The sequence below is a fragment of the Legionella steigerwaltii genome (assembly GCF_001468065.1).
GTDB lineage: Bacteria > Pseudomonadota > Gammaproteobacteria > Legionellales > Legionellaceae > Legionella > Legionella steigerwaltii.
The window spans coordinates 18,294-32,611 of the sequence record NZ_LNYZ01000044.1; the positions used below are offsets into that span (position 1 = coordinate 18,294).

Here is a 14,318-nt window from a genome sequence, read left to right on the forward strand (position 1 = left end):
TTGTATTCATTCCAAAAAACGCCCACATTGGGTATGGGCGTGAATACATTATATCTGTAGTGTTCGTTAGCATAGAACATAACAGGCATCTGATTTTATTGGCTGGGTGTCTTGGGCTCGAACGTCGTCTCAACAGAATTTGTAGATCCAAGCTTCATGCCACTGAGTTGTTTCTCAAATATCGCATGGTTATCATGTGAGCCCGTGTTTATTATAGGGAATACAATATGATCAAAGGAAAGAGCGCGCTTTTCAATTTCTTCAGCATATATCTGTGCCACGATTTTTGGATCATTTTTAAATTCCCCGCAACCCCAAGCGCCTAAAATTACATTGCGTTTTCCTTCAAGAATTAAAGTATCGAGTTGGGCTGCAATCCTTCTTCTCAAATCAGCTGTATATAGTGTCAGAGCTTTGTGATCCAAATCATGTGATTCAGCAGTGGAAAGTTCTGGGGCCGCTGATCTTAATTCGTAAAATGGGAAAATATCTGATGGGGGAAGAAATGAATAACTCCGACTGCTGTCTGGAATACGTCTATCGGGTGCAAAGTCCTCAAAACCAGAGGTGATAAGCGCTACTTCCGGCCCTCTGAAATATACTCTAGGTTCTTGGTCAAATAATACCTTATACAATATAGGTTCAGATACTTCTCGATGTTTTTTTAAGATCTCACGTTCCCCATCAGTCATTTTTATCTTAGCTTCTAACAATTTTCTTGCCGTATCATTATAGCGAAAGGTCATAGTGTCCTTATCTAGAAATATCATTTTGCCCAGTAGGGATAGCGCACAAGTGCTTCGTTGCCACATATTTTCTTCTTGGGCACTTCCACCTTCCAAAGCGGCACCTCCAGGATAAATCGAATTTGCCATATTGAGTACAGAATAAAGTACGCCATGTTTCTTGGTTGCTTCGAGTGTTGCAACGCCCCAATCTTTATGAACTACTTCAACTGACTTTGGAGGAATTATTCTTTGCTTTGCCCATTGGCTAATATTAAATTGTGCTTGTCTTTGTAATTCCTGGAGTTTATTAGGATCAAAGATGCAATCCAATGTTTTTCCCATACTTTTATGTCGCCATCTATTCCCAGAAATAGAACCTGAAAGAAAGCTGGGTTTATGTGATGCATATACGTCTTTAATTAGTGAAGAAGAGCCTGATTGGGCTCTAAATAGCTTTGCTTTCATTTCTTCTATCCTTAATGTCTAGCGCTAATACTCTATTTTGCGGACGCGATGTTCTTAAAAACTTAATGGAATAGTTTTTATTAAGAATTACCCTAAATTATAGAGTAAAGTAATAGTCAAATTTTTTGGAGTGCAACCGCTTTGAGTGGTATTCGATTAAATTTTCCTTGTATACACGTTAGCGCGCTCTTTTCTTTTGGTTTTTGATAAAAGTTTTGAACATGCAACAAAGCAAATTATTTTCCAATAGCAAACTTCTAAGCAGTTGTATCTTTACTATTTACTTTTCATTATGTTGAGCCAAAAGTAAAATTAGTAAACCAGAATGCTCAAAAAAAGTCAATTTCGTTTTTTATTGTCAAACAGCTCAAAAAGAAATTAGAGAACAGTAATGAAGAATTTTATATCACCATAACATGGCATTTTTGCATTACGGTTCCCTAATCATTGTAAATTTTTGGCTGTTTTAGTCATTCTTTTATTTCCTATTCTATATATGCGTATGGCCCATATCCTCTTTAAGGATGGAGTTTCGCTCCAATTCCTCTCGTAATGTTGACTTCAGGTATTCCAGCATCTCAGGACCATGAAGCGCCTTTGGTACAGAATCTAGAATAGTTGTGCCTGATGGTCCTGCTGCTGCTAAAAACAATACATTTAACTCTGGGTCACTCACGATTAGAGCAGCATCATCGACGGTTAAGACGCGTTGACCAGGCTCCAACTTCTTAGCACTTGTCATTGTATCGGTTAAGATTTCAAGATGTTCTGGCTTTTTTGTAAGTACAATTTTTACAGCAAGTGCTCGTTCATGGTAGTCAGGATTAATAAATGTTTCTACCAAACATGATGAGACGGGTACTAATCCTAATCTTGGCCGTCCTGTACCTACAACATGAAGTATTTTTTGTACATGCCTATCTACACTATACATTCCACCAAAACTTACGCCCTTTTGCTTACCAACTACGGCACATATTTCATCACACTGTGCTGTGACCTGAGCAACATCAGGAGCTTCTTTATCATAATCTCCTCCTTGCAACAAGCGCTCAACTGCTTTCTTTTGCTCTTTTTCGCACATTTGCGGACACATTATCGCTTGCTCGCTGATATCGGTGAATACAGCAGGAAGACATCCTATTGCAATTGCACCATCTCCCGGTAACCAGTATCTGTTTGCTCCATAAAGATTAGCTGTGCGTATATTATAGGTAAATGATAACAGATTAGGATCGCCTCCTCTGATTACTTGTCGACCTATATCACTGTGTTCTACATCTTCAACTTTTGATTTTATAAATTTTGATGATGGTTCAATTTGCGTAATCTGTTTAATTTTTAGCATATGGTTGAGCTGAGCTTTCGTCATACCACGACATATTTGTTTCGAACCCAGTGTTACAGTTCCAGGATCCCATACTTTAAGTTTGCCTTTGGATAAAACTTTAGAGACAGAGCCAACCACGCCACCTGTTGATAGGGTATTTTTTACACTTAGACTGAATGCTAATTGTGGCAATTTATACTGCATAATAAACCTCCAATATGTTCACACAAGTTAAAATTTGTACTTAAGATTTATGTTTAGTATGGTTGACAGAGTAGTAATATTCAAACATTTGAACATATTGGTCAAATTAAATAGCAATAGTTTGGAGGATGTGCAGGCATTCGGCGCAAGAGGGTTTGTAATCTAGTTTTTGTTTTTTAAATGATTGTTTTTTTGAACATATTATTGGTGGTCTTTGGCAAGCAGTGACATTGCGCAATTATTTTTTTTAGGAGAGTCTTTATCTCACGAGGTTAGCCATTTTTCCATCATTTATTAAAAAGGTTAAAGTCCAGTACTATTTATCAAAAGAGTATGTTCCTACAACATAAAGAACATTGCCGTTAGTTGATGAGCCTGGAACATAGGCGGCTTTTAAGGAAAGTTTTTTATAAAATACTCCTGCCCATGGAACTGCTCCTGGAAAAGGAATATTGTGTAGGATATCGGAACGTGATGTAACTAATACAGAAAATCCCAATCCCGCTTTGAAGTCTTTAGTCAGGTTTGCTACTTTTAAGTAGGCATATCCAGCGGTTGGTTCTAGATTGCGATGAGAGTCCAAAAAAGCAAACGCGTACAGACCGTGCCAATTACCTTTCTCGTCAAAAAAACCTTTGCCAAATCCTCCGCCCCAAGCAAGCTCGTTGTATTTTTTTTCTCGGAGTCGTTCGGCAGAATAGGTAAAGCGGTTATGCCAAGCATAGCCAGAAAGGTACAGATCCGTACTTCCCTCAGTCCATGTCTGATATAGGTGATGACAAAAAGGTTTAAATAATGAAAGACAATATTTACTCCCTGGAAGTTCTTGGGTTGTCGATGCAAGTTGCTTGTTTTTTTGTTCTTCTTGTGCTGTTTCAATTGCAGTAGAACTTGCCTTATTGGTTTTGTTATAAGATATTGATGAAGAAGGAATTCCGGATGGACTACTACTGTATGTATTAAAAGAAAACAGTGTTAATAGACCAGTAGTGATCATTCGTATAGTAAAGTTTTTCATTTAATTTAAAACCTAAGCGGGATCTATACTAAAAAATATAAATTTTGGTTAGGATTTCCTATTCTTGGTTTGGCAGCGTTCTTGCTTATTTATATAGAATATGAGTTTCAAACTGTGAGCATACCATGGACTTGTTTCGTAAAAAAGAGATCAATGCATCATTGATAGAGGAATCCAATCTTGCTAAATGTTTAACAGCTTTTGATCTGACCCTTTTAGGTATTGGGGCCATTATAGGTGCTGGTATTTTTATTTTGACAGGAATTGTTGCTGCTAGGGATGCTGGGCCAGGGGTTATCTTTTCATATGTATTGGCCGGGTTTGCTTGCATCTTTTCCGCTTTATCATACGCTGAACTGGCTGCATCTATAGGTGGATGTGGTAGTGCTTATGGATATGCTTATGCAGGTTTTGGTGAGTTAATTGCCTGGATTGTTGGTTGGGATTTGTTGTTGGAATATGCCATTTCTGTATCTGCGGTTTCTGTTGGATGGAGCAGCTATGCAAATGATTTTCTTATGGCGATAAAAATAAATCTTCCTAAAACATTCTTACATGGCCCGGCAGAAGGTGGAATTTTTAATCTATTAGCCTGTGTGATTATCACAATATTAACCGCATTGTTAATATGGGGGGTTAAATCTAGTTCCCGAGTAAATAATATTATGGTGCTGATCAAACTTTTTGTTGTGCTTCTTTTTATTGTGGTCGCGACAGGAGAAGTTCATCCATCTAATTGGTCTCCTTTTTTACCTTTTGGTTGGGAGGGTGTAATTAAAGGCGCATCATTAATATTTTTTGCCTATATTGGATTTGATGCAGTATCTACAGCTGCTGAAGAAGCAATCAACCCGCAGCGTGATTTGCCCATAGGAATAATCGGTTCCTTATTTATTTGTACTGTTTTATATATTATCGTTTCCGGGTTATTAACGGGGATAGCGCATTACAGTACGCTCAATGTTGCATCTCCAATTAGCCATGCTTTATTAGTTTTAGGTCATAAATCAGTAGCTAGCTTAATCAGTGTTGGAGCAATAGCAGGATTAACTACCGTCATGCTGGTATTATTTTATGGTTTAACGCGCGTTATGTACGCAATGACGCGTGATGGTCTGTTACCTAAGTTTTTTTCCCAAACAAATCCATATACTCGTACTCCCATACGGGTTATTTTATTGTGTGGCATTTTAATGGCCTCACTTGCCGCCTTTATTCCTATGGATGTGTTGGCCGAATTGGTGAATGTAGGCACTTTATTTGCTTTTTTTATTGTCTGTGCTGGCGTATTGTATTTACATTACAAAAAGCCAGAGATGAACCGCCCGTTTAAAACCCCTGGAATGCCCTATGTGCCTATTTTAGGAATGGCAACCTGTTTTTATCTAATAATTCATTTGCCTTCAGTGACTTTATTTCGTTTTGTGATTTGGATGGTGGTTGGATTGGTAATTTATTTTTCTTTTGGCCATGCTCATAGTGCTTTGGCAAAAAAATAGAAATCCCCTCTCCCATTTGTGGGAGAGGGGTGAGGGTGTTGATGGCGCGCATTTTTTATCTTTCACAATCAATACCCTCATCCGCCCTGACGGGCATCTTCACCCTATATGGAGAAGGGACATTACACTTAATTTTATGGCATTGGCGCTCAGCTCTTCCTAGATATGGCTTAATATCAGTGCCGCAGAAATCACTCCGGCTGCAGGAATTGTAATGAGCCAAGAAAAGAAAATTATTTTGATGACATGCCAATGTGTCCCGTTAATTCCATTAACTAAACCAACCCCGGCAATTGCTCCTGTTACGGTCTGGGTAGTTGAGACAGGAATGCCGCCTTGAGTTGCAATAAAAAGTGAAACGGCTGCGCCAGTTTCAGCAGCACAACCCTTCATTGTATCAAGTTTTGTTATTTTGGTACCCATAGTGCGTACGATGCGCCATCCTCCGGCTAGCGTTCCAAGACTAATTGCCGCCTGACATGAAATAACGACCCACCAGGGAACATAAAACGGACCTTGAATCCATGCCGATGAAAACAGTAATATGGAAATGATCCCCATAGTTTTTTGTCCATCATTACTGCCGTGGGTCAAGCTCAGTAGAGCAGAGGAGCACAACTGAAATCCTTTAGAGATTTTGAATTCAGTTTCCTTTTTATTGCGCAACAATTTATTAAAAAAACAAGTAACAAGTAGTGCAACGCATAATCCAAATGCCGGCGAAATAAAAATTCCTCCGATAACCTTAGCAAAACCAGAAATTTTAAGTGATGCAAATCCACCTTTAGCTATTGCAGCACCAGCTAACCCGCCAATAAGCGCATGAGACGAACTTGAAGGTATTCCATAATACCAAGTGACAAGGTTCCAAAATATGGCACCAATCAATGTGGCCAAAATGAAATGTGCATCGACAAAATCGGTATTAATCAGCCCACTACCAATGGTTTTTGCTACAGCCAGATTAAAAACTAAAAAAGAGATGAAATTGAAAAAAGCAGCCCATAATACCGCTTGTTTGGGGGTCAAAACTTTGGTAGTAACAATAGTCGCTATAGAATTTGCTGCATCATGGAAGCCATTGATAAAGTCAAAAACATAAGCAATCAAGATAACAAAAAGAGTGAATAAAATGGCTGAGTCCATATTCAATAGCTCCTTGTGCCATAACTTTATCTAGCCTAAACAAAGCATAACCTCTAGGAATTCAACCTTTTAATTTCGGTTCCGCTCCGTTTAATCAGCTCATTATACATAGTAACTACTTTTAGTCATTAATTTAGAGACAATACGCATTAACTGTTTCACAATATATGGAAGCTCAATAGCCCCAGCATTCAATGCTGCAGTTGCATGTTGTTCTTCATCTTCTTTCATTTTGATGAGGATGGATTGCGATTTTTTATCGTTAACTGGTAATTTATCTAAATGACGTTGTAAGTGAGTAGAGACCTGTCGCTCGGTTTCTGCAACAAAACCTAAGCTGATTTTATCCCCGGCCAAGCCAGCGACTGCGCCTAAGATAATGGATCCACAGTACCAAAAAGGATTTAAAATACTTGGGCTTGAATCCAATTCCGCTAATCGCGTTTCACACCAGGCCAAATGGTCGGTTTCTTCAGCCGCTGCATCGCTCATTTGTTGTTTAATATGAGTTAATTGTGCTGTTAAAGCCTGGCCTTGATACAGTGCTTGGGCACAAACCTCACCTGCATGATTGACACGCATGAGCCCGGCAATGTGTTTCTTTTCTCTTATAGAAAGGTCTGTGTCGGTAATTTGTTCTGCTGGAGAGGGACGAGCACTCATTCTCTGTGCAGGAGGAAATAAAGTGCGTAGTGCATTATCCACTTCCGATATTAATGTATCGAGCATGTTGTTCATATGAAACATGATTTTTTGTTATTGAAATCGTAGATCTTTATCTATGGTATACTGAGGCCCGCTGTTACTGCCAGATATTTCTTCGGTTTTTAAGAAAAGTTTTAAACCTGGCCCTGAAGTACTTGTTCTACCTGGTCCAGAGATATTTGGTTCATCTAGCATTGTAAAATCATCTCCAACCTCATTGGAACTCTCTGTCCGCTCAAAATGAACTGCCACATTACTTGGGGGGATAAGACTGCTTTTACTTTGTTCTACAGGTTCATTGTTCTCAGGATAAATAGTTTTTCGGCCAAGCATATGCAGGACACCTAAGGACAACGCTCCAATCGCAAAAGTGAGGGCTGTTCCTGTAGCAGCTGAAATCGATACGCTCAATAAAGAAAATAATTGCACAAAAGGGTAAGCCAGGAGATTTAGCATGGAAATTGCTCCAGGGCCCATGTGAGGTATGAGTGCTGCTACTATAGGAGGGGCGAATATCGCAAGCGTGGTTATTATCGCACCAATAAAACATACAGAGGCTAAGGCACTAAGATATCCTAAAGCAGGATGAATCTTATGAGCTGCTTTAAAGCTGGTCATAGGCGATGTAATGGTTCTAACCAGATAGTTTGCGCCTTTAAATAGTCCTTGTAATCCCATAGCTGCGAGTAGCAAAACACTGCGCATACCCTGGGTTATACCATTGGTAGGTGCCCAAGAAAGTAGTCCATTTTTTAAAAAGGAAAATGTTTCACTAAGCACATTAAGTGGAAACTCAATGACAAGTGACAACAAATTAGTTAATGGGGAAGTAATAAATTTCAGAGTGATAACATAAGCTATTTTAGAGCCTTTTGCCTGTGATGGCCAACCCATAAAGTAATGCCCAAAGTGATAATCATCCCTTTCATCTTCGTTAACAAGAGGCAAAAAAGTATCTTGCCAGGCCTTTTTCAAAAAGGAAAAAAAGGATACATCTACTAAGGTTGGTGAGCCTTTTCTAAGTATTTGGGCTGAGTTTGTTACGGGGTTTTTGGAAAGATCTGCAAGATCCTCAGGTGGTGGATTGTCACCTGTACTCAGATAATCTGCTAATGTTTTAATGAGATTCGCTGTATGGTAACCACAAGTAATGCCGTCAAAAAACGATTGTGTTCCTAAAGCATGGTACGTTGCAGATTGGATTTGCTCAATACCTAAATGACTTAAGTTAACTGTTTGGTCAGGACTTGCGAATGGATTTAGAGTATGCCATATCGCACTCATAATACCGCCAATGCTATTTTTGGATTTAGGAAGCGAAAAAAATCGTTCAGGGTTACTGTCTTTGGAGTCATAGACTATAGGTTGCTTATTGGGCGGGAGATGCATCGTAACAATATGCTTTTCCGTAGCTCCTTGACCGACCACTCCAAGTAGGACATGGGTTTGGGCTAAATCCACTCTTTTTTTAAGAGCATCAAAGAACCCACGAAGTGATTCAACGTGTACAGGGGTACGTACTATAACCACTTGATCTTGTTTTTCAAAAGAATAGTGTAAACCCTCTATATCAGAAATAGTCTCAATGGGTTTATTTCTTTCGAATAGGCTCGGAAAAACTAGATCATGGATTGGTGAATAACCTGACATAATAACCTTATATCCGATATATCTATTTAAAGTATATTTTTAAAGTATATATTGGCTAATATTAACACAGTATTAAGTGATTTGATATGTTGAGTAGTGCATGCATCCGGAACTTGGCTATTGTCGAATCCAATCTTGTACTGCTGCGATGGTTTCTTGATGTACTTGGAGAAACTGTTGGTAAAGTGCTTGCGGATATATTTTCGGATGGTGTTGGAAGTGTTGTTCCAACGCTTCGCATGCATGACGCATGCGAATGGTGCCACAATAAAGTGCACTGCTTTTCATTTTATGGGTGATCTTATGAATTTCAATGAGATCTTGTTTCTCCCAAGCTTGGGTTGTTTTTACTAAATCTTTGGCATTTTCTTCAATGAATAGCGGCAGTATTTTTTTGAGTGCTGTTTCTGAGCCTAAATTGTTTACACCATGAGTCAAATCAAATAATGGATATTCATTAATAGGCAGCATGGCTTCAAATTTTGTAGAAGACAAATCATAAGCTTGTAAATTGGCGTTGCTGTAATAATGTTCCAGGAATTCTTCCAGTATATTGCTACGAAGAGGTTTAGTAATTACCCGGTTCATCCCTGCTTGCAAACACTCATTTTCTACATCAGCTGCTGCATGGGCCGTCAAGCCAATGATCGGTGTGTGGGGCCGATTATGGTTTTGCTCATACAAACGAAACTGTTTTGCTAATTGTATCCCGGTAATATCAGGTAGGCCAATGTCACTTATTATCCAATCAAAAGTATGCGATTGAAACAGTTCCAGTGCCTTGCTTCCTGTAGATGCTGACAAAAATCGGATCCCATGTTGCTGCAAATGATTCTCTATCATTTTTAAGGCAATCGCATTATCTTCAACAAGCAGTACAAAAGGTGAATTACTGACTTCTAAAGTATCTTTTTTCACCGTGATGGGAGATGGGGCTGGCTGGTGTTTATTTTCAGATTTTTCTGCAAGAAGCACAGGAATTGTCAGTGTGAATGTAGTCCCAGCATGGAGTATTGAGTCGACGCGTATTTGTCCCTTTAAGAGTTGAGTGTAGCGCTTCACAATATGCAACCCTACGCCATGGCCTGAATAAATACCTTGATCGGCAGGCGTTGCACGATAAAAACGTTTGAAAATTTTATTTTTATCTTTAGGTTTAATGCCTGGTCCGGTATCTTTAACAAAAAATTCCAGGGACATTTTTCCATGACCATGCGATTTGGGTTTGACTCCAATTTCAACAAAACCTTTCTCTGTAAATTTAACGGCATTACCTAATAGATTTAATAAAATCCGATGAAGTTTTACCACGTCTGTAGTTATCCATTCAGGAGTATTGATGTCAATACTCACTAATAAATTCAATTTTTTTAAAGTAATGGTTGGAAACTCGAGATCGGCGATGCTACGAATCAACTCATGAACATTGCATACTGATTCATTGATTACATTTTCTTGTTGGCTGCCTGCAGCAATAATATCGAGTACTCCATTGAGCAGTGCTAAGAGATGCTCTGCGCTGATATTGATCATGTGCGCATGTTCTTTTTCTTGAGTATTTTGAGCTTCTTGTTCCAGAATCTGCGACATTCCAATAATCCCACTTAAAGGGGTACGAATATCGTGACTCATATGACGAATGAACTCATCTTTAGCGCGGTTCGCTGCTTCTGCTTTGTCTTTAGCTTTCTTGAGCTCAGTTTCGATTTTTTTTAGATAAGTGATGTCGATGGTATTGCCAACTATACCAACAGTTTTCCCTGATTTATCCAATAAAGGTTTTTTAGTCGAAAGCAAAATTACTTCGTCACCTGAGGGCAGAAGTGTCTTTTCTTCTCGTGACAATTCAACATTTTTTTCGATTACTTCAAGGTCATTTGCCCGAAAAAGATCAGCACTTTGTTTACTAAATAGCTCATGATCAGTTTTACCAATAACTTCATTTTCATTCCCCTCATTGATAAACTTCATATGAAGAAGACTTTCAACACACCGTTGATTGAGCCCTGACCATACCCCATTTAAATCTTTCCAATAGATATCTCCAGGTAAGGCATCAAGCAGATTTTTTAGTTGAGCGCATTGTGCTTCCAGGCGGTTGATTTTCTTTTGCAACGAATGGATTGTTTGTTCTAAATCGGCTACCAAGTCCGACGAGCTGGAAGTTTCTTTTTTTGCCATTTTTTTCCATTATCAATAATAATTCTTAATTTAAGCGTGTTGAATCACCCCATTCTAAGAAACACGAATTATCCTGTATTTTTGAGCTGGGTCAATTGACTCATTGAAATAGAAGTACGCTTGTATTTTTAAGCATAGCATAGATAAATAATCTCTAACGTAGGAATTATATTGATTTAGTTGTTCTTAAAATCGATATTATGCTTTATTTGTATTCTGTTATAATGAGCAAAGTTTAATTCTCGGTGACATTATGTTAACTCCTGATGGACATTGTGCTAATAAAATTGAAAAAGTAATGCTGTTGGCGCTATGGGCAAATACTTTAAGGGATGAGATTCAAGAGCAGGGTTTGTCCGAAACAAAAAAGTTAATCTTTGCAGGCCTTGGAAAACCAACTTACCCTATTAATTCATACACGATTGCATCTTATCTTTCATATTGGCAAAGATTAGACGATTTAACCAAGAAATGGCGAACAGAGCCGCATCAGGTTGAAGACGATATAGCCATTGATTATGGGGATCCTCGAGGTGACTTTGCACCACGTAAATTAATGGCTGATGTTATGTCGCGCTGGTATGAGACAGAAATAAAAGCAGAAAACGTATTATTTACAGTGGGTGGTATTGGTGCCTTGCGGGTATTATTTGAAACCTTGAATACTCATTATGAGGATGTGCCCGGCTATCGAATGATTACCCCTTTTCCTTATTACAGTGCTTATTCAAATAACCCATCACATTGTTTGCACCCCATTCATGTAATGGATGAACCTGGATATAAACTCACCGCTCAAGCAGTGGAAGAAAGTATTAGAGAGGCTTATGCATTAGCTGAAATGGATCATGGTTGGCCAAAAGCTCTATTAATTTGTAACCCTTCCAATCCCTTGGGAAACATTATTGATGAAGATGAGTTAATTAAAATGGCTGAGGTTTTGCGTCAGTATCCTGAGTTGTACATCATTTTTGATGAGGCTTATACTGAGATGAGTTTCTCGGAGATGCCTTCTTTTTTAAAAATTGCTCCTGATCTGAAAGAACGAGTGATTATTTTACGCTCAGCAACTAAGGCCTTATCAGCAGCTGGTGAACGCATGGCAGTTCTTTTAGTATTTGAATCAGGTTTAATGAATGAAATGCTCAATAAAAACATCAGCTATTTCATTCATGCACCACGCTCAGCACAAGCAGCTTATGCAGAAACGATGGCGAATTTCGGGACTGAGGAAAAAAAGAGTATCGCGGCATTCTATAAGAAAAAAGTTGATTATGTGGTTGAACGGTTAAAGGCTATGGGGGCGGCCATGCCCGACTCCTTATATCAAATAGAAGCTACTTTTTATGTTCTTGCCGATTTTAGTGATATGTTTGGCTTGTCTTTACCAAAGGGGGCGGCACGAGTTTTACAGAAAACAGGTATGGTCAAAACAGATGAGGAATTGGCTTATTATCTATTGTTCCAAGACAATCTGATGATTACCCCTTTATCTTATTTTGGTTTGTCAAAACATGATGGGTTTATGCGCATTACGTGCAGTGGTCGAGAAGATGAATTGAACGATTTGATGGACAGACTGGAGAGAAGGTTATTTGAAGCAAGGAAAAATAAAAAAATGGCTCTTCTAGAAAAAATTAATCAAAGGCTTCCGGAGTTAAAAAAAATAGATGCTCATATGTTTGATCTTATTTGCCAAAAACTGCGAGTGGTGGATGCGGAAGAAGATACTTGCTTGAATTTGAAATCGAGGAACCAAGCCTTAAGAAAAATTTATGACACGGTTATCGATTTTTTTGAGATCATGAAACAAGAAGCTTTTTAATCTAGGATTTCGTAAGAAATTGGAAAAAAATAGCTTGAATCAATATGAATATTCCTCACATATCTCAGGTTTTATGATACTCTTCGGCGCAACATTGACGAAATATGTTTACTGCTTTTTTTGTTGATTAAATTTGGAAAGAAATTATTCTCGCTACCAGCGCCCTCGGTAAAATTAAAGAATTACGTGACTCATTAGTTGTAGCCTGGGTGAAGGCAAGGCCGTAACCCGGGTTTCGCTGCGCTACACTCAGGCTACACGATCGCAAGCAACCTAAATTTTCGCTAAAAGATTGCATTTAAAGACAGTATCTACGTTTTACAGTTCTCTTAGAAAGGACAATTAACCCTGGATAAATTGCTTAATCGTTAGGGTCAATCGATTAACTAATTCATCAATCTCATCTTCAGTAATGATCAATGGTGGTAAAAGTCGTACCACTGTATCTGCGGTAACGTTAAATAATATGCCGTTGGCAAGCCCCACTAAGCGAGCGTCAGTAGCTGGGCGATCCAGTTCAATGCCAATCATATACCCTTTGCCGCGAATCCCTTTCACACCTGGATGTTCCCCAAGATTTTTGATTAATTTCTCCATTAAAAGGGCACTGTTTTTTGTGACCTTCTCACAAATTTTATCGCGCTCTATGACTTCCAATACCGTTAAAGCGGTAGCGCAAGCAAGGGGATTGCCACCAAAGGTCGAACCATGATTTCCCGGTTTAAATAAATCTTTTGCTCTGTTACTCATAAGGCATGCACCTATTGGGATGCCATTGCCTAAGCCTTTAGCCGTAGTCAGGACATCCGGTTGAATGTCATAGTGCATGTAGGTAAAAAGTTTTCCTGTGCGGCCATTTCCAGTTTGGATTTCATCCAGAATGAGCATCCAGTCGTGTTGTTCACATAGCTTGACTAGGGAGCGAAGATAACTTTCTTCCGCAGCATAAATTCCCCCTTCACCTTGAATGGGCTCAAGCATCACCGCAACAACATCTTCTCTATTTGCTGCAATCGTATGAATGGCATCCAAATCATTAAAAGGAGCGCGAATAAAACCGGGTACCAAGGGCTCAAAACCTGCTTGTACTTTACGACTTCCTGAGGCAGTTAAAGTGGCCATAGTTCGACCATGAAACGCTCTTTCCATAACAATAATTGAAGGAGTTTCTATCCCTTTTTTATGACCAAAAAGGCGCGTCAATTTGATGGCTGCTTCATTGGCCTCAGCACCTGAATTAGCAAAAAAAGCTTGCTCCATTCCTGTCATGGTTGTCAGTTTTTGCGCAAGTAATTCTTGTTGTTTGATATGAAACGTGTTGGATGTATGAATGAGTTTAGCTGCTTGTTGCTGTATGGTTTTTGTCACATCAGGATGGGCGTGTCCTAATCCGCAAACTGCTATCCCGCTTAGGGCATCAAGATAGGCCTTCCCTTGTTCGTCATACAACCAAACTCCTTCTCCGTGAGTAAAAGTTATTGGCATGGGATTGTAACTTGTAATTAGAGCCATAATATTTTCCTTAAAACTGAAGGATCTTCACTCAAAAATTATCTCTCCCATTTGT

Annotated in this window: 10 protein-coding genes; 2 read left to right on the forward strand and 8 right to left on the reverse strand. The window is 38.9% G+C overall.

Annotated features, from left to right (window positions below; all coding sequences use genetic code 11):
• Nucleotides 1-95: 95 nt before the first annotated feature.
• The 3 genes from Lstg_RS17245 to pagP all read right to left on the reverse strand — a co-directional run bounded on the left by Lstg_RS17245 (nt 96) and on the right by pagP (nt 3,745).
• Nucleotides 96-1,193, reverse strand: coding sequence for a poly(ADP-ribose) glycohydrolase domain-containing protein (locus tag Lstg_RS17245; RefSeq protein WP_058478854.1), 1,098 nt, complete (start codon nt 1,191-1,193; stop codon nt 96-98).
• 490 nt (nt 1,194-1,683) lie between these two features.
• Complete coding sequence (locus Lstg_RS17250; RefSeq protein ID WP_058478855.1) at nt 1,684-2,727, reverse strand: hypothetical protein; 1,044 nt, start codon at nt 2,725-2,727, stop codon at nt 1,684-1,686.
• Nucleotides 2,728-3,043: 316 nt separating this feature from the next.
• Nucleotides 3,044-3,745 (reverse strand): lipid IV(A) palmitoyltransferase PagP, encoded by a 702-nt coding sequence (gene pagP / locus Lstg_RS17255; protein WP_058478856.1) that lies wholly within the window; start codon nt 3,743-3,745, stop codon nt 3,044-3,046.
• Between the two features lie 125 nt (nt 3,746-3,870).
• Here pagP and Lstg_RS17260 point away from each other — a divergent pair, with 125 nt between their 5' ends.
• Nucleotides 3,871-5,244: an amino acid permease gene (locus Lstg_RS17260; protein WP_058478857.1), complete on the forward strand. Its 1,374-nt coding sequence runs from the start codon at nt 3,871-3,873 to the stop codon at nt 5,242-5,244.
• Between the two features lie 159 nt (nt 5,245-5,403).
• Here Lstg_RS17260 and Lstg_RS17265 read toward each other — a convergent pair whose 3' ends face one another.
• From Lstg_RS17265 to Lstg_RS17280, 4 genes are all read right to left on the reverse strand, one after another.
• On the reverse strand, nt 5,404-6,390 hold the full coding sequence (locus Lstg_RS17265) for an inorganic phosphate transporter (RefSeq protein ID WP_058478858.1): 987 nt from the start codon (nt 6,388-6,390) through the stop codon (nt 5,404-5,406).
• A gap of 102 nt (nt 6,391-6,492) precedes the next feature.
• Entirely contained in the window at nt 6,493-7,128 is a 636-nt protein-coding gene (coq7, locus tag Lstg_RS17270; RefSeq protein ID WP_115324514.1) for a 2-polyprenyl-3-methyl-6-methoxy-1,4-benzoquinone monooxygenase, read from the reverse strand.
• 18 nt (nt 7,129-7,146) lie between these two features.
• A complete protein-coding gene (locus Lstg_RS17275) occupies nt 7,147-8,745 on the reverse strand; it encodes a hypothetical protein (RefSeq protein WP_058478860.1) in 1,599 nt (532 codons plus the stop codon).
• A gap of 117 nt (nt 8,746-8,862) precedes the next feature.
• Nucleotides 8,863-10,926, reverse strand: coding sequence for an ATP-binding protein (locus Lstg_RS17280; RefSeq protein ID WP_058478861.1), 2,064 nt, complete (start codon nt 10,924-10,926; stop codon nt 8,863-8,865).
• 253 nt (nt 10,927-11,179) lie between these two features.
• On the opposite strand from Lstg_RS17280, the gene Lstg_RS17285 reads away from it, so the two are divergent.
• Nucleotides 11,180-12,751: a pyridoxal phosphate-dependent aminotransferase gene (locus Lstg_RS17285; RefSeq protein WP_058478862.1), complete on the forward strand. Its 1,572-nt coding sequence runs from the start codon at nt 11,180-11,182 to the stop codon at nt 12,749-12,751.
• Between the two features lie 342 nt (nt 12,752-13,093).
• Here the strand turns inward: Lstg_RS17285 and Lstg_RS17290 are convergent, their stop codons facing one another.
• Nucleotides 13,094-14,263, reverse strand: coding sequence for an aspartate aminotransferase family protein (locus tag Lstg_RS17290; protein WP_058478863.1), 1,170 nt, complete (start codon nt 14,261-14,263; stop codon nt 13,094-13,096).
• Nucleotides 14,264-14,318 lie beyond the last annotated feature (55 nt).